Here is a 21386-nt window from a genome sequence, read left to right on the forward strand (position 1 = left end):
GCCGACTGCCGGTTAAGGGCGGCTGGCGAGGCGCGCCACGATGCCGCGGCTCATCAGCTGCACGCGGGGCGCGAACAGCATCACGGCGCAGAAGGCCACGGGCCAGGCGGCCAGGAAGGCATGGCGCCAGCGGGGCAGGAAGTCCGCCTGCAGGCCGATATTGAGCCAGGTGACCCAGGCGCTCATCAGCAGGGTCATGACCAGCGACATCAGGAAGGCAAATACGCAGCGCAAACGCAGGGCATCGGACATGGGGCACTTTCGAAAAATGAAGGATATGGCAGCGTAACGACTTGCAGCAATCTATACTAGAGCCATATTTTTAATTTCAAATTCCGAAAATGCAATCATGCTTGACGAATCATGCTCGATGACCTAGCCCTGTTTGTCGCCATCGTGGAGGCGGGCAGCCTGCATGCGGCCGCCGTCAAGGAAGACTTGCCCGCCGCCACCGTCACGCGCCGGCTGCAGAAGCTGGAAAGCCAGCTGGGCTACCGTTTGCTGAACCGCAGCGCGCGCCGCCTGCAGCCGACGGCGGAAGGCTGGCAATACTACGAGCAGTGCCGTCCCCTGGTCCACGCCTTGCGGCAGGCGACGCAGCAGCTCGACGCCAGCCTGTCGGCCGTCTCGGGCAGCATCCGCGTGCTGGCGCCCGTCAACTTCGCCAGCGGCTTGCTGACGCCCGCCTGGGTCAGTTTCATGCAGAAATACCCGGACATCCGCCTGGAGCTGGAACTGTCGAATTTGCTGCAAGACCTGGTGGGCAGCGGCGCCGACCTGGCCATCCGCGTGGGCGCGCTCGACGATTCTTCGCTGATGCAGCGCCGTCTGGGCAGCGCCGCACTGGTGATGGTGGCCGCGCCCGGCTACCTGGCGCGCGCCGGCGTGCCGCGCGACTTGCAGGAACTGGAAAAGCACGAGCTGATCGTGGCCGAACCGCTGCGCAGCTGGCGCTTGCGGCGGCCCGGCGACGGCGCCGAAATGCTGATCGAACCGCAGGCGCGCCTGCGCGTCAATGAAATGCGCCTGGCCGTGGAAATGGCCGACGCGGGCATCGGCATCCTGCTGTGCCCGCTTTTGCAGTGCCGCGACGAGGTGGCGCGCGGTTCGCTGGTGCGCGTGCTGCCCGACTGGATGCCGCAGCCGCGCCACGTCTATGCCGTGTGGACGCAGCGGCGCTACCTGCCGGCCCGCGTGCGCGTGCTGCTCGAGCACCTGGCGGCGTTTGCGGCGGCCAATCCGCTGTTGAATGAGGGTGCCGGTGCCGATGAGGTGGCTGCACTGGCGCGCGGCGCGCCGGGAATCCTTTCTATTTAGTAATACCGAGCGCTTGTACTTTTCGCCAGGATCGCGTTAAGATAAAGCTGCACGCTTATCCGGCGGGCAATCTGGTGTTTTTTCGCGCAATCCGTCCCTATCCATGAGAGTAGCAATGAAATATCTGATCGTTCCCTTCTTGCTGGCGATGACCGGCTGCGAAGTACTGTATGACGCGAACCGGGACAAGATCGGCGAGTACTGCAATAGCCTGAACAATTTCGACGACCGCAATGCCTGCCGCAAGCGCAACCAGACCAGCTACCAGGAATACGTGCAGCAGCGCGACCAGGTAAAAAAGGGCAAGAGCGACAAATAAGCCTGCCGCCGCCTGCGCCGCATACGCTGCTTAAAAAACAAACGCCGCTGACCAGTCAGCGGCGTTTTGCTTTGCGGGCCCCGGCCTTGCGGCCAGGGCTTGCAACGGATCAATCGTCGGCGTAGATATTGTTGTCCTTGGTTTCCTTGACGAACAGGGTGCCGATCACGACAGTCGCCAGAGCGACGACGATCGGATACCACAGGCCGTAATAAATGTCGCCCTTGAAGGCCACCAGCGCGAAGGCCGTGGTCGGCAGCAAGCCGCCGAACCAGCCGTTACCGATATGGTAGGGCAGCGACATCGAGGTGTAACGGATACGCGTCGGGAACATTTCCACCAGCATGGCGGCGATCGGGCCATACACCATGGTCACGTACAGCACCAGGATGAACAGCAGCAAGACCACCATCGGCTTGTTGATCTGGTCCGGATCGGCTTTCGCAGGGTAGCCCGCTTCCTTGATGCCGGCACCCAGTTCTTTCTTCAGCGCCGCTTCGTGGGCCTTGCTTTCCGCATCGAAGTTCAGGCCATCGGCCGTCATGACGGCGTTAAACGACGTGAATTCCTTCGTGCCGATGCGTACCTTGGCGATTGAGCCGGCCGGTGCGTCTTCCTTCGTGTAGTTCACCGAGCTGTTCGACAGGAAGCCCGTGGCGATGTCGCACGACGATGGGAATTTCTTCGTGCCCGTCATGTTGAACTGGAAGTGGCAGGAAGCAGGATCGGCGACCACCACCACTGGCGAGTTCTTCAGTGCCGCTTCCAGCTGGGGATTGGCGAAGTGGGTCAGGCCGTTGAAGATCGGGAAATAGGTGGCCGCGGCGATCAGGCAGCCGCCGAGGATGATGTACTTGCGGCCGATGCGGTCGGACAGGCTGCCGAAGAACAGGAAGAATGGCGTGGCCAGCAGCAGGGCGATGGCGACGAGCACGTTGGCCGTGGCCAGGTCCACTTTCAGGGTCTGGATCATGAAGAACAGGGCATAGAACTGGCCCGTGTACCAGACGACGGCCTGGCCGGCGGTCAGGCCGATCAGGGCCAGGATGACGATCTTCAGGTTTTTCCACTTGCCGAACGCTTCCGTCAGCGGGGCTTTCGAAGTCTTGCCCTCGGCCTTCATCTTGGCAAACGCCGGCGATTCATTCATGGCCAGGCGGATCCACACGGAAATACCCAGCAGGATCACGGAGACCAGGAAGGGAATGCGCCAGCCCCAGGCCTCGAAATCCTTCTCGCCGGTCGCCAGGCGGGTGCCCAGGATGACCATCAGCGACAGGAAGAAGCCCAAGGTTGCCGTCGTCTGTATCCACGCCGTGAACGCGCCGCGCTTGCCTTCAGGGGCGTGCTCTGCCACGTAGGTGGCTGCGCCGCCGTATTCGCCGCCCAGCGCCAGGCCTTGCAGGATGCGCAGGATGACGAGGATGATCGGCGCGGCGATGCCGATGGACGCATGGCCCGGCAGCAAGCCGACGATGAAGGTGGAGCCGCCCATGATCAGAATCGTGATCAGGAAGGTGTACTTGCGGCCGATCATGTCGCCCAGGCGGCCGAAGACCAGCGCGCCGAACGGACGCACGATGAAGCCGGCGGCAAAGGCCAGCAGCGCGAAAATGAAGGTGGTGGTGGGGTCGCCGATGAAGAATTGCTTGGCGATGATGGATGCTAGCGAACCGTACAGGTAAAAATCGTACCATTCAAAAACGGTGCCCAAGGAGGACGCAAAGATGACCTTGCGTTCCTCGGGCGTGATCGGCGTACCCTTGGTGGAAATTTTCCGTACGTCGGCCGGGCCGGATGATGATGCCATGGTTTGTCTCCCTATGTTTTATAGTGAACTGGTGCCGAGGTCTTTTTGACCATTCTTGCAACAGCTTGGGGCGAGTGTGTTCTCCGAACCTTACGTCATGCTTGCTTGAAACTTACACCAAGCTTACAAATTGCCGGCCATCCGAATTTTGCGAACGACCGTACTTAAATGTGCTATTCTGCTTACAAGCTACCATCATTGACCACATAACATTCCCACAAGGAGACACAGCATGAATGAAGCCGTCATCGTATCGACCGCCCGCACGGGCCTGGCCAAGTCCTGGAAGGGCGCGTTCAACATGACGCATGGCGCCACCCTGGGCGGCCATGTGCTGGCGGCCGCCGTCGAGCGGGCGCGCATCGAGGCGGAGGAAGTGGAAGACGTGCTGGTCGGCTGCGCTTTCCCCGAGGGCGCCACGGGCGGCAATATCGCGCGCCAGGTGGCCTTGCGCGGCGGTTGCCCCGTCACCACGGCGGGCATGACCGTCAACCGCTTCTGTTCCTCGGGCTTGCAGGCGATCGCCCTGGCGGCGCAGCGCATCATCGCCGGTGAAGGCGATATCTATGCGGCGGGCGGGGTGGAGTCGATTTCCTGCGTGCAAAATGAAATGAATACGCATATGTACCGCGAGGTCTGGCTGCAGCAGCACAAGCCGGAAGTGTACTGGCCCATGCTGCAGACGGCGGAAACCGTGGCCAAGCGCTACCAGATCTCGCGCGAGCGCCAGGATGTGTATGGCGCGCAAAGCCAGCAGCGCGCCGCCGCGGCCCAGGCCGCCGGCCTGTTCGATGCGGAAATCGTGCCGATGACCACCATCATGGGCGTGGCCGACAAGGCCAGCGGCATGCTGGTGTCGCGCGAAGTGACGATTTCCAGCGACGAAGGCATCCGCGCGGACACGACCTACGACGGCGTGGCGAAGATCCGCCCGGCCATTCCGGGCGGCGTCATCAGCGCCGGCAACGCCAGCCAGTTCTCCGACGGCGCGGCTATGGCCATCGTCATGAACGCGAAGGTGGCCGAAGCGAAAGGCTTGCAACCGCTGGGCATCTTCCGCGGCTTTGCCGTGGCCGGCTGCGAACCCGATGAAATGGGCATCGGCCCCGTGTTTGCCATTCCGAAACTGCTGAAAAAGGCGGGCTTGACGGTGGCCGACATCGGCCTGTGGGAACTCAATGAAGCGTTCGCCGTGCAAGTGCTGTATTGCGCCGACACCCTGGGCATCCCCATGGACCGCCTGAACGTGAACGGTGGCGCGATTGCCGTCGGCCACCCGTACGGCGTGTCGGGCGCGCGTCTGACGGGCCACGCCTTGATCGAAGGCAAGCGCCGCGGCGTCAAATATGTGGTGGTAACGATGTGCATCGGCGGCGGCCAGGGCGCGGCCGGTCTGTTCGAAGTGCTGTGATGTAGATACAACCCAGTCCGCGGGCGGCTTCCAGGGCCGCCCGTTTTCTTTTGCAGCTCACTTTCTGCAAGGCACGCCGATAGCGGTTACAGTAATGCTTCATTAATAAACAACCAGCCTGCCACCATGATCAAGCACATCGTTTTCTGGAAACTCAAAGACCACGCCGAAGGCGCCGACCGCGCCACGAATGCCCTGAAACTGAAAGCCCTGCTCGATTCCTGTTCGGATCTAGTGCCCGGCATCGTGACATTCGAGGCCGCCGTGGCCCAGCCGGGCCTGGAAGCCACCTACGACATCGTGCTGTACAGCGAGTTTGCCAGCCGCGCAGCGCTCGATGCCTACCAGAACCATCCCGAGCACGTGAAGATCAAGCCGTTTTTTGGGGCGGTGCGGGAAGCCAGACAATGTATGGATTACGAAGTGTGAAAACCCGTTAACCCCAAACGAAGGGCTGGGGTCAGACCCTCAGGGTCTGACCCCGGTATTTGCTCTGGGGTTTAGATTGTTCGTCCAACAAGGAGCATTCATGACCACCTACCAACGCATCGTCCTCGCCTCGCGCCCCACGGGAGAAGTGCAGCCGGATAACTTCCGCCTGGAAATCAAGGAAATTCCCGCCATCACGGATGGCCAGCTGCTGGTGCGCAACCAGTTCCTGTCGCTCGATCCCTACATGCGCGGGCGCATGAGCACGAATAAAAGCTATGCGGCGCCGCAGGCGCTCGATGAAACCATGATAGGCGGCACGGTGGGCGTGGTGCTGGAATCGAGGCATCCGAAGTTCGCCGCAGGCGACATGGTGGTGGGGACACTGGGCTGGACGGAAGTGGCCGTATCGGACGGCACCATGCTGCGCAAGGTCGATACGACGCACATCCCCGCGTCCGCCTACCTGGGCGCCGTCGGCATGCCGGGCATGACGGCCTGGTATGGCTTGAACGAAATCATGGCGCCGAAAGCGGGCGAAACGGTGGTCGTGTCGGCCGCCAGCGGCGCCGTCGGCAGCGTCGTGGGCCAGCTGGCGAAACTCAAGGGTTGCAGGGTCGTCGGCATCGCGGGCGGGGCGGAGAAATGCGCGTATGTCGTCGATGAGCTGGGTTTCGATGCCTGCGTCGACTACAAGGCGGGCAATCTGGCGGCCGACCTGGTGGCGGCCACGCCGGACGGCATCGACGCCATCTTTGAAAACGTGGGCGGCGCCGTGTTCGACGCGGCCCTGGCCCGCACCAACGCGTTTGGCCGCGTGGCCGTGTGCGGCTGGATCGCCGGTTACAACGGCGAGCCGACGCCGCTCGACAATGCGCGCTTCATCCTCACCAACCGCCTGACCGTGCGCGGTTTCATCGTCTCGGAGCAGCCGGAATTCTGGCCGCAAGGCCTGGCGGAACTGGGTACCCTGGTGGCGACGGGCAAGCTGAAATTCCGCGAATCCGTGGCCGAGGGCCTGGCCAACGCGCCGGAAGCCTTCATCGGCCTGTTGAAAGGCCGTAACTTCGGCAAGCAGCTGGTCAAGCTCGGCTGATCTCTGTCTGGAAAGGCGGGCCGTGCGACAATAACGGCCTGTCTTTTTCTTCATTACACCATGACCAAGCACACCATCCGCCTCGGCGACTGGGCCACCCTCGGCCCCCATGCCACCGCCATCCGTTTTGAAGTCTTCGTCGATGAACAGAAAGTGCCGGCCGAGATCGAACTCGACGACATGGACGCCGTCTGCCTGCACGCCGTCGCCTATGACGACGCGGGCAACGCCGTCGGCACGGGCCGGCTATTGCCGGACGGCCACATCGGCCGCATGGCCGTGCGCCAGGCGGGCCGCGGCACGGGCGTGGGCGGCGCCATTTTGACCTTGCTGATGGACAAGGCGCGCGAACGCGGCGACCTGGCGGTGGTGCTGAACGCGCAGACCGTGGCCGCGCCATTCTATGCGCGCCACGGTTTCGTGCAGCAGGGGGAGGTGTTTGAAGAGGCGGGGATTGCGCATGTGGAGATGCGGCTGGCGTTCTAGGATGTTGTCGGATTACGGCCTGCGGCCTAATCCGACCTACGCCGGCTATGGCAGGTCGGGTTAGCGCAAAGCGCGTAACCCGACACCACCAGCACCATCAGTTCTGCGCGTGCGACTGACGCCATTTGTCCAGGATCACGGCCAGCACGATCACGACACCCTTGGCCACATACTGCCAGAACGACGACAATCCCAGGATCGTCAAGCCGTTGTTCATCACGCCGATGATCAGGGCGCCGATGACGGTGCCCCACACGGAACCGACGCCGCCCATCAGGCTCGTGCCGCCGAGCACGACGGCCGCGATGGCGTCCAGTTCATAACCGGTACCCCAGTTGCCGTTGGCCGCGTACAGGCGGCTGGCCGACATGGCGCCGCCCAGGCCCGCGAACAGGCCGCTGATGGTGTAGACAAACATCAGCACGAGACCGACCTTGATGCCCGTCAAACGTGCCGCCTGGATATTGCCGCCCACGGCGTAGATATGCAGGCCCAGGGTGGTCTTGCGCAAAATAAACCAGGTCAGCAAGACGACGGCGGCGGCCAGCCAGATCAGCCAGGGCACGGCCAGGAAGCTGCCGTTGCCCATCCATTCGAAGCTGGGGATTTCCGTGTTCAGCACGCTGGTGCCGTCGGCCAGCAAATAGGCCGCGCCGCGCAGGGCCGTCATGGTGCCCAGGGTCACGACGAACGGATTGAGGCCGACGAGGGCGACGAGCACGCCGTTCAGTGCGCCCAGCAGCAGGCCGACGATGAGGAAGGTGGGGATCGAGAAGCCGGCGAACTGGGCCGATAAGGACATCAGCATGCCTGCCACGGCCGAGACGGCCAGCACGGAGCCGACGGACAGGTCGATGCCGCTGGTCAGAATGACGAAGGTCATGCCGGAGGCCAGCACGATATTGATCGACACCTGGCGGAAGATGTTCATGGTGTTGTTGCTGGTCATGAAGGTCGACGTGCCGTCGGCCGAGAAATACACGGTCAGGCCGTACATGGCCAGGTACAGCACGACCAGCACGGGCAGCATGCCCAGGCGGCGCATCAGGTTCGAGGCATTGAAGGGTTCGGCGGCGCGCGGGGCGCCGCGGGTGGTACTCGTTGTCATGGTCTATCTCCTGAATGATTATTCTTATGCCGCTTCCAGTTGGGTAGCGTAAGCAAGGATGTTTTCCTGCGTGATATCGTCGCCCGTCACTTCGCCCGTCAGGCGTCCTTCGCACATCACCATCACGCGGTCGCAGATGCCGACCAGCTCGGCCAGTTCGCTGGAAATGCACAGCACGGCCGTGCCCGCATCTGCCAGCTGGTGGATGATCTTGTAAATTTCGCTCTTTGCGCCCACGTCCACGCCCCGCGTCGGTTCGTCGAGGATGAGGACTTTCGGGGCGATGGCCAGCCAGCGCGCCAGCAGGACTTTCTGCTGGTTGCCGCCGGAGAGTCCCCCCACGATGCCTTCCGGGCCCGAGACCTTGACGTTCAGGTTGGCAATCGCCTCGCGCGTGAGCTGCGTCAGGGCGCCACGGTTGACCACGCCAGCCGTCGCATGCTTGGACAGGATATTCATCGACATGTTTTCCATGGCCGATAATTGCATGAACAAGCCCAGGCTCTTGCGGTCTTCCGGCAAATAGCCGATGCCATGGCGGATGGCCGCCAGCGGCCGCTGGATGTGCACTTCCTGGCCGTCGAGCCACACTTGCCCCGATTGCTTCCTGTCGGCGCCAAAGATCAGGCGCGCCAGTTCCGTGCGGCCCGCGCCGACGAGGCCGGCAAGTCCCGTCACTTCGCCCGCATGCAGGGCGAACGAGGCGGGCTTGACCTTGCCGCCGCCCACGTTTTCCACGCGCAGGCGCTCGGCGCCCCGCGTGCTGCGGCGCTGGTGCGAATAGAAGTCGTCGGCGGGGCGGCCCACCATCATTTGCACGACTTTCTTTTGATCCAGCTCATCCTTGCCCAGTTCGCCCACATAGGCGCCGTCGCGCAGCACCGTGATGCGGCGCGCCAGGCGTTCCACCTCGGCCATGCGATGGCTGATGTAGAGCACGGCCAGGCCCTTGTCGCGCTGTTCTTCGATGATGCGGAACAATTGTTCGGTTTCCCGGTCGGACAGGGCGGCAGTGGGCTCGTCCATGATCAGGATGCGGCTTTCGTGCACGAGGGCGCGGGCGATTTCCACCTGCTGCTGCTCGGCGATCGACAGGCTCGATACCATGGTGTCCGCATCGAAACGGGAACCGAGGTCGGCCAGGATGGCGTTCGTGCGCGCGCGCATCTCGCCGCCCTTGACTGTCCAGAACGGTCCTTGCGGTTCGCTGCCCATGAAGACGTTCTGCGCCACCGTCATGTTCTTGGCCACGCTCAGTTCCTGGTAGATCAGATTGATGCCCAGCGCGCGGGCCTCGCCCGGGTTGCGGATGCGAATTGGCTTGCCGTCGAGAATGATTTCACCGGCGTCCGGCGTGTACACGCCCGACAGGATCTTCATCAGGGTGCTCTTGCCGGCGCCGTTTTCGCCCATCACGGCATGGATTTCGCCGCTGCGCACCGTCAGGTGCACGCCGCGCAGCGCGCGCGTGGCGCCGAAGCGCTTCTCGATGCCGCGCATTTCAAAAATAATATCGTCGCTCATGGGAATATCCTTGCTGGTGAAACTGGCGCCGCCCGCGAACTGGCCGGCGGCGCCACGTGGTTCAGGTCAGGCAGATCAGTTCTTTACCCAGCCGGTGTAGGTGGCGACGTTTTCCTTGGTGATGGCCGGGGTCGGCAACAGCACCATGGTCTGTTTCGGCGTGCGGCCGTTCATGATGTCGTAGCCCATCTGCACGGCATCGGTGGCCATGCGGTACGGGTTTTGCGCCGAGGTGGCGGCAAACAGGCCGGCCTTGTTTTTCAGGGCGTTTTGGCCATCGGGCGCGCCATCGACGGCCGTGATCAGTTTGACGTCCGTGCGCTTCGATTGCTTGATCGCCAGTTCGGCGCCGATGCCGGTCGGATCGTTGATGGCGAACACGCCGTCGATCTTCGGATGGGCCGTCAGCAGGTTCGACATCACGGTCATGCCGCCGTCGCGGCTGCCGCCCGCGTTCTGGTTGTCGGACAGGATTTTTATGTCCTTGAAGGCGGCCAGGGTCTTCTTGCAGCCGTTGACGCGGTCGATCACGGACGTGACGGGCGGACCGTTGAGGATCACCACATTGCCCTTGCCGCCGATCTGCTTGGCCAGGTAGGCGCACGAGACGTCGCCGGCCATGGTGTTGTCGGACATCACGGTGGCCGAAGCGCCGACGGCGCCTACGTCGACGGCGATCACGACCACGCCCGCATTGCGCGCTTTCTTGATGGCCGGGGCGATGCCCTTCGAGTCGACGGCGTTCAGGATGATGATGTCGGTCTTGTTGGCGATAAAGTTCTCGATCTGGTCCACCTGGGTGTTCAGGTCATACTTGCTGGAAACAGTCGTGACTTTCACGCCGGGCCCGCCCAGCTTTTTCGCGCTTTCTTCCGCGCCGCGGCCGATGGCGACAAAAAACGGGTTGGCCAGGTCGCCCACGCTCACGCCGATGGATTTCAGCGGTTTGTCGGCGGCGAAGGCGCCGCAGGCGGCGGACAGCAGCAGGGTGGCGGTAATGACTTTTTTCATGAGGATCTCCAAGGGTTTTTATTGTAAAAACAAACGGTGCTACGGGTAAAAAACTGGGTGCAAACTTACTGGCTGCGCAATTTCTCGATCATGGCATCCAGCTTGCCCGCATCGACGGCAAAGCCGCGGATGCCTTCGGCCAGCTTCTCGGTGGCCATCGCATCGTCGTTCAGGGCGTAGCGGAAGGCGGCTTCGTCATACGTGACGGCCGGCTGCGCCGCGCCCAGGTCGGCGCCCAGCGCGCGCTCGAACGGGGCGTCAAGCGCTTCGAGTTTCGCCAGCAGATCCGGGCTGATGGTCAGCAAGTCGCAGCCGGACAGGGCCGTGATCTGCCCCACATTGCGGAAGCTGGCGCCCATCACTTGCGTGGCGATGCCATGTTGCTTGTAGTAATTAAAGATGCGCGTGACCGATTGCACGCCCGGATCGTTGGACAGGCTGCGCGCCGCTTCGTCCCATGCCGCGCCCAGCGATTTTTTATGCCAGTCGTAGATGCGGCCCACGAACGGCGAAATCAGGCGCACCTTCGCGTCGGCGCAGGCGACGGCCTGGCAAAACGCGAACAGCAGGGTCAGGTTGCAAAAGATGCCGTCTTTTTCCAGCTCGCGCGCGGCCTGGATGCCTTCCCAGGTGGCGGCGACCTTGATCAGCACGCGCTCGCGGCCAATGCCGGCTTGCTCGTACAGCGCGATCAGGCGGCGTCCGCGGGCCACGGTGGCGTCGCGGTCAAAGCTCAAACGGGCATCGACTTCCGTCGACACGCGGCCCGGCACCACTTTCAGGATTTCCAGGCCGAAACGCACCAGCACCTGGTCGACGATATCGTCCAGCGACGCGGTTTTGTGCGCGGCAACTGTGCTTTCCAGCAAGGGCGCGTAATCGGGCTGCAGCACGGCCTTCAAGATCAGCGACGGGTTGGTGGTGGCGTCTTGCGGCGCGAAACGGGCCAGTTGCAAAAAGTCGCCCGTGTCGGCGACGACGGTGCTGGTTTGCTTCAATTGTTGCAGCTGATTCATTGCTATTCCTTATCACTGAGTTGGTGCAGGGCTTGCACGGCGGGAAACAGGCTACGGTAGCGGCCGTAGCGGATGCTCAAGGCTGCGCTGTGCGCGGCATCGGGCAGGAAAGTATTTTTGATAGGCAAGCCCTGCGTCAGCAGGCTGGCGTCGCCGATGGCGGCAAAGCCCAGCTTGGCCGCACCGAGGCTGGCCGACAGCTCGCTGTTGTGCAAGGTGCGCATTTCGCGTCCCAGCACATTGGCCAGCAGCTGCGCCCAGTACTGGCTGCGCGCGCCGCCGCCCACCAGCATGCAGTGCGGCACGACGGCACCCGTCGAGGTGACGGCTGCCATGGCGTCGCGCAAGGCAAACGCCACGCCTTCGAGCACGGCGTAGCCGAGCTGCGCCGGCGTGCTGTCGTGGCCCAGCTGCAGGAAGGCGCCGCGCACCTGCGGGTCGTTGTGCGGCGTGCGCTCGCCCGACAGGTAGGGCAGGAACAGGGGGGCGGATGGCGCGATGGGCGCGTCGAGCGGCAGGGCGCTTTCCACCAGGGCCAGCAGGGCTGCCTCGTCGGGCTGGCCCAGCACGCCAGTGGCCCAGCGCAGGCAGCTGGCGCCCGACAGGATCGCGCCCATCGCATACCAGCGGCCGGGCAGGGCGTGGCAAAAGCTGTGCACGCCGCCGGCAGGGTTGCCCAGGGGCGCTTCGGTCACACTGACGATGGCGGCGCTGGTGCCCAGCGAAATGAAACTGTCGCCGCCGTTGACGGCACCGATGCCCACGGCCGAGACGGGATTATCTCCGCCGCCGCCCGCCACCACCACGTCCATGGGCAAGCCCAGCTTGTCGGCGATGGCGGCCGGCACGGTGCCCGTGGCCGCGTCGCCTTCGGCCAGCGCCGGCATCTGTTCCGCACGCAAACCGCAGGCGGCCAGCATGGGGGCGTACCAGGCGCGAGCGGCCTCGTCCAGCCACAGGGTGCCGGCCGCGTCGGACATGTCCGTCAGCTTGATCCCCGTCAAGCGCAGGCGCAGATAGTCTTTCGGCGACAGCAGGCAGGCGATGGCGGTAAAGGCGTCAGGCTCGTGCGTTTGCAGCCACAGCAGTTTTGGCGCCGTCAGGCCCGCCATGGGCAGGCTGCCCGTCACGTCCGCGTAGGCGGGATAGTCGCGCGCCAGGCTGGCCGCTTCGGCTTCGGCGCGCGCATCGTTCCACAGGATGGCGGGGCGGATCACGTTATCGTGACTATCGAGCAGCACGGCGCCATGCATCTGGCCGGACAGGCCGATGCAGGCGATCTGCGCATAGTCCTGTGGCCAGCCGGCGCGCAGCTGCGCCAGGGCGTTGACGCAGGCGGCCCACCAGTCCTGCGGCGACTGTTCGGACCAGCCCGGCTGCGGGCGGCTGGTATCGATGCGCACGGAGGCCTGGCCGCGCACGGCGCCGGTGCCGTCCATCAGCACGGTTTTCAGTTCGGAGGTACCGAGGTCGATACCGAGGGAAATCGCTGGATGCATGTTGATTTATGGTGAAAGGTCAGGGGCAGCCGCAGGAATTGCGCACGCGCAAGGTCGGCGACAAACGCTGCACGTGCTGGGCGCGGCCCGGGTTGGCGATACGGTCGATCAGCAGGTCGACGGCCATGGCGCCCAGCTCTTCGAGCGGCTGCGCCATCACGGTCAGGCGGGGGCTGAAGTAATCGGCCCAGTCGAAATCATCGAAGCCGGCCAGCGCCACGTCTTGCGGCACCGCAATGTGGGCGTCGCGCAAGGCGTGCATGGTGCCGATGGTCATCAGGTTATTCCCGGCCACGATGGCCGTCGGACGCTGCGGCAGCGCAAGCAGTTCCCGCGTGGCCGCGCCGCTGCGCTCCAGGTTGGAGTCGCCCGAGCGCAGCAGGTCCGGGTCGAAGGCGATATCGGCGCGCTGCAGGGCCAGGCGGTAGCCTTCGATACGCTCGTGCGTCGTCGACAGGCCGGGCGCGCCGCTGATGAAGCCGATGCGGCGGTGGCCGTGGGCCGCGATCAGATGGCTGACCAGTTCTGCCGTCGCCTCGATGTTTTCCACGCCCACCTGGTCGAACGGCTGCGGCGACATGCGGTCGACCAGCACGGAAGCGATCTTGTTGCTGGTCAAGTAGTCGAGCGTGCGGTTGTGCGCGTCGCCCGAGGGCGCCAGCACGATGCCGTCGACCCGGCGCTGGTGCAAGTTCTGCACCACCTTGAGTTCCTGTTCGGGATCGTCATGCGTATCGGAAAACAGCATCATCAAGCCGTGGCGCGTGCAAGCCGCCTCGATGGCGCGCACGGTTTCGCTGAAGTAATGATTGGTGAAGGCGGAAATGGCCACGCCGATGGTGCCCGACGAGGAACCGGCCAGTGCGCGCGCCAGCATGTTCGGCACATAGCCGATCTGCTGCATGGCCGCGTTGACGGCGGCGACGGTTTTCGGACTGACCTTGCGGGTGCCGTTGAGTACGTGCGAAACGGTCGACAGCGATACGTCCGCCGCGCGCGCTACATCTTCCATGGTGGCCATGGTGTCTCCTGATGGTTTTATTCTTATTGTGTGCTGCGATAGTGTGCGGCTGTGTCGCCGCGTTGGAATCTATCGTAAACAAAAGAAAGCGCTTGCGCAAGCGCTTTCTTTTTTGTGCGAATGGGTGGTGGGTGGGTTTTCGATGAGGATAGGGGAAGCTTGCGTAGGTCGGATTAGCGCGCCGGAGGCGCGCGTAATCCGACAGCGGGGACGGCGGTGATGCCGGTGTGGTGGTGTCGGCTTACGCGCTTGCGCGCTAACCCGACCTACTGGATCACCAGCTCATGCAGTTCGCCGGGCGAATCCGCGAACAGTTTGACGACGGTGGACGTGCGCGTGCCGTAGCCCGGCGTTTCGATGCAGACGGCGGACAGCACGCGCTCGAGGTCGAGCGGCACGCCCGTGTCGGGCAAGCGGAAGTCCGGGGCGCGCGTGGTGTCGGCCAGCATGTCGAAGTAGGCCTCGTCGGGCGCGCCCTGGCACAGCAGGCTGGCAAACTGGGCCTTGGTCTTCAGGACCTTCGGCCACGGCGCGTCCAGCAGGGCGTTCGACAGGCCGTAGATGCCCGGTTCCAGGGGTTGGCCATTGCGCGCATCGCCATCGCCCCGGTTGGAAAACCAGATCAGGGTAGTGGCGTCGCCCAGCACCAGGTTGAAACCGTTGTAGGCTTTGCATCCGGGGCGGATCTGCGCGATATAGTCCTGCGGCGACATGCTGCCCGCCAGGTAGTCGGCCACCAGGGCGCCGCGCGAGGGAGCGTCGGGATTGCGGTCTTGCGGGCTGCGGATGTTCGTGATGGCGGCAAAGCGCGAGCTGCCGCTGCCGGCCTGGGTGATGCCCATCCAGCTGCCGCCCGCCTGCAGGTCGCGGCCTGCATACACTTGCGGGTGTTCCGGCCAGGCCCCGGCGGGGGCGCTGGCGCGTTCATAGAATTCGTCGCGGTTGGCGGCGGCAATCAGCGGGATGTGCGGATTGACTTTCCAGGCAAAAACGATCAGGCACATGGGGGCAAATCCATGAACACTTCCGTATGGCGCGCGCCTGCCGTCAGGGACAGCAAGCCCGCCTCGTCGGCGGCCGCGGCCAGTTGTTCGGCAAAACCTTCGCCGACGACGGGGTAGATTTCCATCCACGTCTGCAAGCCATCCTTGGCCTCGGGGCGGCGCTTGAGTTGCGGCGCCACGCCGGACGCGGCCGCCAGTTTCGCCTGCAAGGCGCGCACCCGGGCTTCCAGCGCCTGGGCGTGCTCTTCCTTGACCTGATAATAAATGTACAAATCTTTCATGGCATTCTCACAAGTCGAGTGCGTCGAGCACGTAAGGCATGGGCAGGAACTGCACGTGACCACCCTGGACCGAGCCGTAGCGCACGGCGCCGGCGGCGCTTGAACCTTCTTCGATTGCCCCCAGCTTCATTTCGACGAGGGCGTCGATGCCGCCCACGCCGTTCGGCGCCGCGTTGACGACCATGCCGCAAGGCTGCTCGGGGTCGCTGACGGCAAACAGTTCGCCGCCGGCCACGACGGATGCATCGGCGATGCTGACGAGGGTGGTGCGGCGCTTGAGCTTGCCCAGGTACTGGCTGCGCGCGACGATTTCCTGGCCCGGGTAGCAGCCTTTCTTGAAATTGACGCCGCCCAGCAGCTCGAAGTTGACCATCTGCGGCACGAATTGCTCTTGCGTGGCGGCCGTGATCTGCGGGATGCCCGCGTGGATGTCGGACAATTGCCAGGCGTCATTGCCGCCCTTGGCCAGCTGTTGCGTCAATTGCGGCCACACGTCGCGCGCCGTGGCGGCCGACGTCAGCCATTCATAGCGGGCGCTGCCAAAGGCATCGGCCACGCGCAGCAGGGTGCCCAGCGCGTGCTCGACCTTGCTGAACGGCGCGGCGGGCAGAGTGGAAAACAGTGCGGACAGGGCCGCGCCGGCTTGCTTGCCGCCGAGGCCCAGCATGACCTGGTTCGCTTCATCAAGGGATGCATCGTGCAGTTTGGCCTTGGCGCGCAGCACGAACATCTGCAGGCGCTTCTGGATGGCCGGCTGTATGGCGCGCGGCAATTGCAGATAAATGGTGGTGGCGTTGCGCCACATCAGGAAACTGGCCAGCAGGCGGCCCTTCGGCGTGCAGTAGCCGGCCAGGCGTACTTGCTCCTGGTTCAGATGTTCCACGTCATTGGTCAACTGGCCGTGCAGGAAACTGGCCGCATCGTCGCCGTTCAAGCCGATCAAGCCCTGGTCCGTGATGGCCGCGACAAAACCTTCTTGCAGCTGGGGCACGGTCAGGGATGAGCCGAAATCGGCGATGGGGGAGACGCCGGTGGCAAGTGCGGTGCCGTCAGGCGCGCCATCGGTGGCGGCGGGGCGGGCGCCTTGGGCAGTTAAAAATTGATTCCAGTTATTCATAATTTCCATTAGATCAGCGATTAAGCATTATCATTACGGGTTCATTATAGTGATGTCGCGCAGATTGCGTCGGCAGCGGCAAGATTGCCAGTGTTGGCGCCGCTTTGCGCGCACTTGCTTCACAAATGAACGATCATAACAAGCGCGCGTTGCCCGCCAGCGAGCGCATCACAAGAATCGGAACAATGGCTTTCTTTAAAAAACTTGTAGTCAGTTCAGTCATCGCCGCCATCGGCGTGGGCGGTACTTTTGTGTATTGGGCGCAGCAGCCCATCACCACGGACGGCGAAGCGATCCCGTTTACGATCAGCCCGGGCAGCGGCGCGCATGCGGCCGGCCAGCAGATCGCGGACGCGGGCGTGCCCATCGTGCCCATCCTGTTCAACATGCTGGCGCGCATCGAAGGCAAGACCTCGAAGATCAAGGCCGGCTCCTACGAGCTGAAACCGGGCACGACGCCGCAGCGTCTGATCACGCAGCTGGCCCGCGGCGAGTTCGCGCAGGAATCCTTGACCATCATCGAAGGCTGGACTTTCAAGCAGATGCGCGCGGCCATGGCGAATCATCCCGGCCTCAAGCACGATACCGCGGGCCTGTCCGACAAGGAACTGATGGCGAAGATCAGCCCGGAATACGTGTTGCCGGAAGGCCTGTTCTTCCCCGATACCTATCTGTTCGCCAAGGGCGCCAGCGAAATGCAGATTTTCAGGCAGGCGCACACGGCCATGATCGGCCGGCTGTCCGAAGCGTGGGACAAGCGCGATCCGGCCTTGCCATATAAAAACCCGTACGAGGCGCTGATCATGGCGTCCATCGTGGAAAAGGAAACGGGGCAAAAGTCCGAGCGGGCCATGATCGCCGGCGTGTTCGTCAACCGCCTCAAGACGGGCATGCTGCTGCAGACGGACCCGACCGTAATCTATGGCATGGGCGATAACTACCAGGGCAAGATCCGCAAACGCGACCTGGAAGCGGACACCCCGTACAATACCTACACGCGCGGCGGCTTGCCGCCCACGCCGATCGCCCTGGCCGGCGCGCAATCGCTGACGGCGGCCCTGGCGCCGGCCCGCACGCAGGCCCTGTATTTCGTCGCGCGCGGCGACGGCACCAGCCAGTTCTCGGCCAACTTGCCCGACCATAACCGCGCCGTGAACCAGTACCAGCGCTAATTCCTTATCAGATCAAGAGTTTCATGACACAACACTATCAACCCCGCTTCATCACCTTCGAAGGCATCGATGGCGCGGGCAAGTCGACGCATATCGGCTTTGTTACCGATTACCTGCGGCAGCGGGGCGTGACCCTCGTCTCGTCGCGCGAACCGGGCGGCACCAGCCTGGGCGAAAAGCTGCGCGAACTGCTGCTGCATGAAAAGATGCACCTGGAAACGGAAGCCCTGCTGATGTTCGCCAGCCGCCGCGAACACATCGCGCAAGTCATCGCGCCCGCCCTGGAACGGGGCGAGTGGGTCATTTCCGACCGCTTTACGGATGCCAGTTTCGCCTACCAGGGCGGCGGGCGCGGCATGGACTTGCGCAAGATGGAGCAGCTGGAAGCGTGGGTGCATCCGCATCTGCAGCCGGACATCACGTTCCTGTTCGACGTGCCGCTGGCCGTGGCTAGAGCCCGCCTGGACGCCACGCGCGCACTGGATAAATTCGAGCAAGAGCGGGCGGACTTCTTTGCCGCCACGCGCAATGAGTATCTGCGCCGGGCGGCCCAGTTCCCGCAGCGTTTCCGCATCATCGATTCCACGCAAAGCATTGCCGACATCCAGGTTCAGCTGGCAAAACTGCTTGATGAATTGCTTGAACAAAGTGTTGCAACACGTTGATTGACAAAGAATAATATGACCAGTTCTCTCTATCCGTGGCAACAGGACGCCTGGCAGCAGTTGCAAGCCTTGCGCCCGCGCATGCCGCACGCCATTTTGTTCCATGGCGCGCAAGGCATCGGCAAGGCCGACTTCATCGAGCATTTCGCGCAAGCGCTGCTGTGCGAAGACGTGCGCGCCGACGGCCATGCCTGCGGCGCCTGCGCCTCGTGCGGCTGGTTTAGCCAGGGCAACCATCCCGATTACCGCCGCGTGCGTCCGGAAGCGCTGGAAGACGAGGTGGCCGACGATGGCGAAGAGGGCGAAGGCGCGAAGAAAAGCGCCAAGAGCAAGACGCCGTCGAAAGACATCAAGATCGAGCAGATCCGCAACCTGGCGGACTTCATGAACATTTCCACGCACCGGCAAGGCTTGCGCGTGGTGGTACTGTATCCGGCCGAGGCGCTCAACACGCCCGCCTCGAACGCCTTGCTGAAAACGCTGGAAGAGCCGCCGCCGGGCACCCTGTTCCTGCTGGCATCGAACAGTCTGGACCGCCTGCTGCCGACCATCCTGTCGCGCTGTCGCAAGTTTGCCTTGCCCATGCCCAGCCACGAGCAGGCTTTGACCTGGCTCAAGGCCCAGGGCTTGAGCGATGCGGACAGCTGGCTGCGCGAGCAGGGCGGCGCGCCGCTGGCCGCGCTGGCCCAGTCCGAGTCGGGCGGCCGCGAGGAAACGGAACAGTTGCTGCAGGTACTGGCCAATCCCGGCGTGGAAGCGGCCCTGAAGGCGGCCGACAAATTACAGAAGGCGCCACTGGCGCCGCTGGTGGCGTCCCTGCAGCGCTGGCTGTACGACGTGTTTTCCGTCAAGTTGTCCGGCACCATCCGCTACTACCCGCGCCACCGGCGCGAACTGGAAGCGCTGGCAGGGCGCATCAACGTCAGCCGCCTGATGGCCGCCATCAAGTCGGCCAACGAACGCCGGGCGATTGCCGAGCATCCCCTGTCGCCCAAGCTGTTCCTCGAAGACATGTTGCTCGACTACGCATTCAGTTGCCAATAAAATCAAGTACTTGGATTGTAAAGTTAATGTAAATTATCTCTGCGCCGTTTGCCACGCCGGCAAGCCGGTGTTACAGTCAAGGCACTGGACAGCAACGGAGGCGTGCATGCAACGGGTCACTGGCATCGGCGGCATCTTTTTCCACGCGCAAGACCCGGCGGCGCTGCGCGCCTGGTACCAGCGCCACCTGGGCCTGGACGTGCAGCCCTGGGGCGGCGCCGCCTTCACCTGGACGGACGCCGCTGGCCAGCCCACGGCCGGCACCACCATCTGGTCCGTGGCGGCCAAAGACAGCGAGCAGTTCGCGCCCGGCAAGGCGTCCTTCATGGTCAATTACCGGGTCGACGACCTGGATGCGCTGCTGCAAGCCTTGCGTGACGAAGGCTGTAACGTGCTGGACAAGGCGCCCGACTCGGCATACGGCCAGTTCGGCTGGGTCATCGATCCCGAGGGCAACAAGGTGGAACTGTGGCAGCCGCCCGAAGGGCAATAGGCAATGCAGGCGCCAGATCAGCGATAATACGGGTTCGGCTAACCATTTCATTTATTTATGCGCGACATTATTGCTGGATTCCTACGTTTCCAAAAAGAGGTTTTTCCTGAGCGCCGCGAGCTGTTCAAGACCTTGGCCACGGGACAAACTCCCAAGGCCCTGTTCATTTCCTGCTCGGACAGCCGCATGGTGCCCGAACTGGTGACGCAGCGCGAACCAGGCGAACTCTTCGTGATCCGTAACGCGGGCAACATCGTGCCCTCGTACGGACCCGAGCCGGGCGGCGTCAGCGCCACGGTGGAGTTTGCCGTGTCTGCCCTGAACGTGACCGACATCGTCATTTGCGGCCATTCTGATTGCGGCGCGATGAAGGCGATCGCCACCTGCGCCTGCCTCGATCACATGCCGGCCGTGCGCAGCTGGCTGCACCATGCGGACGCGGCGCGCATAATCAACGAATCGGTCGAGCATCCGACGGAGCAGTCGCGCATCGACGGCATGGTGCGCGCCAACGTGGTGGCGCAGCTGAATAACCTGCGCACCCATCCCTCGGTGGCGCTGGCCATGGCGCAACATCGGCTGACCTTGCATGGCTGGGTGTACGACATCGAGAACGGCTCGCTCGACGCGCTCGACGAGTCGACCGGCAACTTCGTTCCGCTGGCGGAACATCCTGCCTCGCAGATGTAATCGGCTGCCAGCATCCGAACCGCCCCGGCAGGGGATGCGCGCCGCCGCCGTTGCCCTGCCGGTTTTTGCTCCCTCCGGTACAATCCCGCCTTATGTATATCGATTCCCATTGCCATATCAATTTCCCCGAGCTGGCCGCTCGCATGCCCGAGATCCTCGCCAAGATGGCCGAGAACAAGGTGACGCACGCCCTGTGCGTGTCCGTCGACCTGCCGGACTTTCCGCAGGTGCTGGCCCTGGCCGAGCGGTATCCGCATATCTTTGCCTCCGTCGGCGTGCATCCCGATTATGAAGACACGCCTGAACCGTCCGTGGAAGACCTGGTGCGTCTGGCCGATCACCCGAAGATCATCGCCATCGGCGAGACGGGCCTCGACTATTTCCGCCTGACGGGCGACCTGGAGTGGCAGCGCGAGCGTTTCAGGACCCACATCAAAGCTTCAAGAATCACCCGTAAACCCTTGATTATCCACACAAGAGCGGCCAGCGAAGACACGATCCGCATCATGCGCGAAGAGGGCGCGGGCGTGGCCGACGGCGGCGTGGCCGGCGTCATGCATTGCTTTACGGAATCGCTGGAAGTGGCGCGCGCCGCCATCGATATGGGTTTCTATATTTCGTTTTCCGGCATCGTCACGTTCAAGAGCGCCAAGGATTTGCAGGCGGTGGCGCTGGAAGTGCCGCTCGAGCGCATCTTGATCGAAACGGATTCGCCGTACCTGGCGCCCGTGCCGTTCCGCGGCCGCATGAACGAACCGGGCTATGTGGCCCACGTGGCGGAATACCTGTCGATCCTGAAAGGCATTCCCCTGGAACAGGTGGCACGCCAGACGACGGAAAATTTCTTCAAGTTATTCAATCAGTTGCCATAAC

At 63.4% G+C, this 21386-nt stretch carries 23 protein-coding genes; 12 read left to right on the forward strand and 11 right to left on the reverse strand.

The window, feature by feature from the left end; all coding sequences use genetic code 11:
* Positions 1-12: 12 nt before the first annotated feature.
* Complete coding sequence (locus AC0V2Y_RS25565; protein WP_475414351.1) at positions 13-252, reverse strand: DUF2798 domain-containing protein; 240 nt, start codon at positions 250-252, stop codon at positions 13-15.
* A 111-nt stretch (positions 253-363) separates the two neighbouring features.
* Here AC0V2Y_RS25565 and AC0V2Y_RS25570 point away from each other — a divergent pair, with 111 nt between their 5' ends.
* The gene (locus tag AC0V2Y_RS25570; protein WP_475414352.1) at positions 364-1317 is read left to right on the forward strand and encodes a LysR family transcriptional regulator; all 954 of its coding nucleotides are present in this window, start codon (positions 364-366) and stop codon (positions 1315-1317) included.
* A 115-nt stretch (positions 1318-1432) separates the two neighbouring features.
* The gene (locus AC0V2Y_RS25575; RefSeq protein WP_475414353.1) at positions 1433-1636 is read left to right on the forward strand and encodes a hypothetical protein; all 204 of its coding nucleotides are present in this window, start codon (positions 1433-1435) and stop codon (positions 1634-1636) included.
* Between the two features lie 109 nt (positions 1637-1745).
* Here the strand turns inward: AC0V2Y_RS25575 and AC0V2Y_RS25580 are convergent, their stop codons facing one another.
* The gene (locus AC0V2Y_RS25580) at positions 1746-3446 is read right to left on the reverse strand and encodes an MFS transporter (protein ID WP_475414354.1); all 1701 of its coding nucleotides are present in this window, start codon (positions 3444-3446) and stop codon (positions 1746-1748) included.
* Positions 3447-3678: 232 nt separating this feature from the next.
* Between AC0V2Y_RS25580 and AC0V2Y_RS25585 the strand changes: the two genes are divergently transcribed.
* The 4 genes from AC0V2Y_RS25585 to AC0V2Y_RS25600 all read left to right on the forward strand — a co-directional run bounded on the left by AC0V2Y_RS25585 (position 3679) and on the right by AC0V2Y_RS25600 (position 6868).
* Complete coding sequence (locus AC0V2Y_RS25585; RefSeq protein ID WP_475414355.1) at positions 3679-4857, forward strand: acetyl-CoA C-acyltransferase; 1179 nt, start codon at positions 3679-3681, stop codon at positions 4855-4857.
* A gap of 126 nt (positions 4858-4983) precedes the next feature.
* Positions 4984-5286 carry a Dabb family protein gene (locus AC0V2Y_RS25590; protein ID WP_475414356.1) on the forward strand — a complete coding sequence of 101 codons (303 nt, stop codon included), beginning with the start codon at positions 4984-4986 and terminating at the stop codon, positions 5284-5286.
* Between the two features lie 100 nt (positions 5287-5386).
* Positions 5387-6382: an NADP-dependent oxidoreductase gene (locus AC0V2Y_RS25595; protein WP_475414357.1), complete on the forward strand. Its 996-nt coding sequence runs from the start codon at positions 5387-5389 to the stop codon at positions 6380-6382.
* A gap of 60 nt (positions 6383-6442) precedes the next feature.
* On the forward strand, positions 6443-6868 hold the full coding sequence (locus AC0V2Y_RS25600; RefSeq protein ID WP_475414358.1) for a GNAT family N-acetyltransferase: 426 nt from the start codon (positions 6443-6445) through the stop codon (positions 6866-6868).
* 97 nt (positions 6869-6965) lie between these two features.
* Here AC0V2Y_RS25600 and AC0V2Y_RS25605 read toward each other — a convergent pair whose 3' ends face one another.
* From AC0V2Y_RS25605 to ygfZ, 9 genes are all read right to left on the reverse strand, one after another.
* Positions 6966-7976 (reverse strand): ABC transporter permease subunit, encoded by a 1011-nt coding sequence (locus AC0V2Y_RS25605; protein WP_475414359.1) that lies wholly within the window; start codon positions 7974-7976, stop codon positions 6966-6968.
* A 24-nt stretch (positions 7977-8000) separates the two neighbouring features.
* Complete coding sequence (locus AC0V2Y_RS25610) at positions 8001-9500, reverse strand: sugar ABC transporter ATP-binding protein (RefSeq protein WP_475414360.1); 1500 nt, start codon at positions 9498-9500, stop codon at positions 8001-8003.
* Positions 9501-9575: 75 nt separating this feature from the next.
* Positions 9576-10511 (reverse strand): ABC transporter substrate-binding protein, encoded by a 936-nt coding sequence (locus AC0V2Y_RS25615; protein ID WP_121669532.1) that lies wholly within the window; start codon positions 10509-10511, stop codon positions 9576-9578.
* A gap of 65 nt (positions 10512-10576) precedes the next feature.
* A complete protein-coding gene (gene tal, locus AC0V2Y_RS25620; RefSeq protein WP_475414361.1) occupies positions 10577-11527 on the reverse strand; it encodes a transaldolase in 951 nt (316 codons plus the stop codon).
* A gap of 2 nt (positions 11528-11529) precedes the next feature.
* Positions 11530-13014, reverse strand: coding sequence for a xylulokinase (xylB, locus tag AC0V2Y_RS25625; protein ID WP_475414381.1), 1485 nt, complete (start codon positions 13012-13014; stop codon positions 11530-11532).
* Positions 13015-13045: 31 nt separating this feature from the next.
* Complete coding sequence (locus AC0V2Y_RS25630) at positions 13046-14047, reverse strand: LacI family DNA-binding transcriptional regulator (RefSeq protein ID WP_475414362.1); 1002 nt, start codon at positions 14045-14047, stop codon at positions 13046-13048.
* Between the two features lie 266 nt (positions 14048-14313).
* Entirely contained in the window at positions 14314-15051 is a 738-nt protein-coding gene (locus AC0V2Y_RS25635; RefSeq protein WP_475414363.1) for an NRDE family protein, read from the reverse strand.
* Positions 15042-15332, reverse strand: a complete 291-nt coding sequence (locus AC0V2Y_RS25640; RefSeq protein WP_475414364.1) for a DUF4936 family protein — start codon at positions 15330-15332, stop codon at positions 15042-15044. The genes AC0V2Y_RS25635 and AC0V2Y_RS25640 overlap by 10 nt, the downstream gene beginning before the upstream one ends.
* Before the next feature lie 7 nt (positions 15333-15339).
* Positions 15340-16458 carry a CAF17-like 4Fe-4S cluster assembly/insertion protein YgfZ gene (gene ygfZ, locus AC0V2Y_RS25645; RefSeq protein ID WP_475414365.1) on the reverse strand — a complete coding sequence of 373 codons (1119 nt, stop codon included), beginning with the start codon at positions 16456-16458 and terminating at the stop codon, positions 15340-15342.
* Between the two features lie 176 nt (positions 16459-16634).
* Between ygfZ and mltG the strand changes: the two genes are divergently transcribed.
* The 6 genes from mltG (at position 16635) to AC0V2Y_RS25675 (ending at position 21385) form a co-directional block, all read left to right on the forward strand.
* Positions 16635-17621, forward strand: a complete 987-nt coding sequence (gene mltG / locus AC0V2Y_RS25650; RefSeq protein ID WP_475414366.1) for an endolytic transglycosylase MltG — start codon at positions 16635-16637, stop codon at positions 17619-17621.
* A gap of 23 nt (positions 17622-17644) precedes the next feature.
* Positions 17645-18286: a dTMP kinase gene (tmk, locus tag AC0V2Y_RS25655; protein WP_475414367.1), complete on the forward strand. Its 642-nt coding sequence runs from the start codon at positions 17645-17647 to the stop codon at positions 18284-18286.
* Between the two features lie 15 nt (positions 18287-18301).
* On the forward strand, positions 18302-19330 hold the full coding sequence (locus tag AC0V2Y_RS25660; RefSeq protein WP_475414368.1) for a DNA polymerase III subunit delta': 1029 nt from the start codon (positions 18302-18304) through the stop codon (positions 19328-19330).
* A gap of 106 nt (positions 19331-19436) precedes the next feature.
* On the forward strand, positions 19437-19823 hold the full coding sequence (locus AC0V2Y_RS25665; RefSeq protein ID WP_475414369.1) for a VOC family protein: 387 nt from the start codon (positions 19437-19439) through the stop codon (positions 19821-19823).
* Positions 19824-19880: 57 nt separating this feature from the next.
* A complete protein-coding gene (locus AC0V2Y_RS25670; RefSeq protein ID WP_475414370.1) occupies positions 19881-20513 on the forward strand; it encodes a carbonic anhydrase in 633 nt (210 codons plus the stop codon).
* A 92-nt stretch (positions 20514-20605) separates the two neighbouring features.
* Positions 20606-21385, forward strand: coding sequence for a TatD family hydrolase (locus AC0V2Y_RS25675; RefSeq protein ID WP_475414371.1), 780 nt, complete (start codon positions 20606-20608; stop codon positions 21383-21385).
* Position 21386 lies beyond the last annotated feature (1 nt).

The sequence above is a fragment of the Janthinobacterium sp. BHSEK genome (assembly GCF_056174685.1).

Excerpts from the sequence above, each read along its gene's own strand:
- AC0V2Y_RS25565 (WP_475414351.1), bottom strand. The coding sequence starts at position 252 with ATGTCCGATGCCCTGCGTTTGCGCTGCGTATTTGCCTTCCTGATGTCG.
- AC0V2Y_RS25570 (WP_475414352.1), top strand. The coding sequence starts at position 364 with ATGCTCGATGACCTAGCCCTGTTTGTCGCCATCGTGGAGGCGGGCAGC.
- AC0V2Y_RS25575 (WP_475414353.1), top strand. The coding sequence starts at position 1,433 with ATGAAATATCTGATCGTTCCCTTCTTGCTGGCGATGACCGGCTGCGAA.
- AC0V2Y_RS25580 (WP_475414354.1), bottom strand. The coding sequence starts at position 3,446 with ATGGCATCATCATCCGGCCCGGCCGACGTACGGAAAATTTCCACCAAG.
- AC0V2Y_RS25585 (WP_475414355.1), top strand. The coding sequence starts at position 3,679 with ATGAATGAAGCCGTCATCGTATCGACCGCCCGCACGGGCCTGGCCAAG.
- AC0V2Y_RS25590 (WP_475414356.1), top strand. The coding sequence starts at position 4,984 with ATGATCAAGCACATCGTTTTCTGGAAACTCAAAGACCACGCCGAAGGC.
- AC0V2Y_RS25595 (WP_475414357.1), top strand. The coding sequence starts at position 5,387 with ATGACCACCTACCAACGCATCGTCCTCGCCTCGCGCCCCACGGGAGAA.
- AC0V2Y_RS25600 (WP_475414358.1), top strand. The coding sequence starts at position 6,443 with ATGACCAAGCACACCATCCGCCTCGGCGACTGGGCCACCCTCGGCCCC.
- AC0V2Y_RS25605 (WP_475414359.1), bottom strand. The coding sequence starts at position 7,976 with ATGACAACGAGTACCACCCGCGGCGCCCCGCGCGCCGCCGAACCCTTC.
- AC0V2Y_RS25610 (WP_475414360.1), bottom strand. The coding sequence starts at position 9,500 with ATGAGCGACGATATTATTTTTGAAATGCGCGGCATCGAGAAGCGCTTC.
- AC0V2Y_RS25615 (WP_121669532.1), bottom strand. The coding sequence starts at position 10,511 with ATGAAAAAAGTCATTACCGCCACCCTGCTGCTGTCCGCCGCCTGCGGC.
- tal (WP_475414361.1), bottom strand. The coding sequence starts at position 11,527 with ATGAATCAGCTGCAACAATTGAAGCAAACCAGCACCGTCGTCGCCGAC.
- AC0V2Y_RS25630 (WP_475414362.1), bottom strand. The coding sequence starts at position 14,047 with ATGGCCACCATGGAAGATGTAGCGCGCGCGGCGGACGTATCGCTGTCG.
- AC0V2Y_RS25635 (WP_475414363.1), bottom strand. The coding sequence starts at position 15,051 with ATGTGCCTGATCGTTTTTGCCTGGAAAGTCAATCCGCACATCCCGCTG.
- AC0V2Y_RS25640 (WP_475414364.1), bottom strand. The coding sequence starts at position 15,332 with ATGAAAGATTTGTACATTTATTATCAGGTCAAGGAAGAGCACGCCCAG.
- ygfZ (WP_475414365.1), bottom strand. The coding sequence starts at position 16,458 with ATGGAAATTATGAATAACTGGAATCAATTTTTAACTGCCCAAGGCGCC.
- mltG (WP_475414366.1), top strand. The coding sequence starts at position 16,635 with ATGGCTTTCTTTAAAAAACTTGTAGTCAGTTCAGTCATCGCCGCCATC.
- tmk (WP_475414367.1), top strand. The coding sequence starts at position 17,645 with ATGACACAACACTATCAACCCCGCTTCATCACCTTCGAAGGCATCGAT.
- AC0V2Y_RS25660 (WP_475414368.1), top strand. The coding sequence starts at position 18,302 with ATGACCAGTTCTCTCTATCCGTGGCAACAGGACGCCTGGCAGCAGTTG.
- AC0V2Y_RS25665 (WP_475414369.1), top strand. The coding sequence starts at position 19,437 with ATGCAACGGGTCACTGGCATCGGCGGCATCTTTTTCCACGCGCAAGAC.
- AC0V2Y_RS25670 (WP_475414370.1), top strand. The coding sequence starts at position 19,881 with ATGCGCGACATTATTGCTGGATTCCTACGTTTCCAAAAAGAGGTTTTT.
- AC0V2Y_RS25675 (WP_475414371.1), top strand. The coding sequence starts at position 20,606 with ATGTATATCGATTCCCATTGCCATATCAATTTCCCCGAGCTGGCCGCT.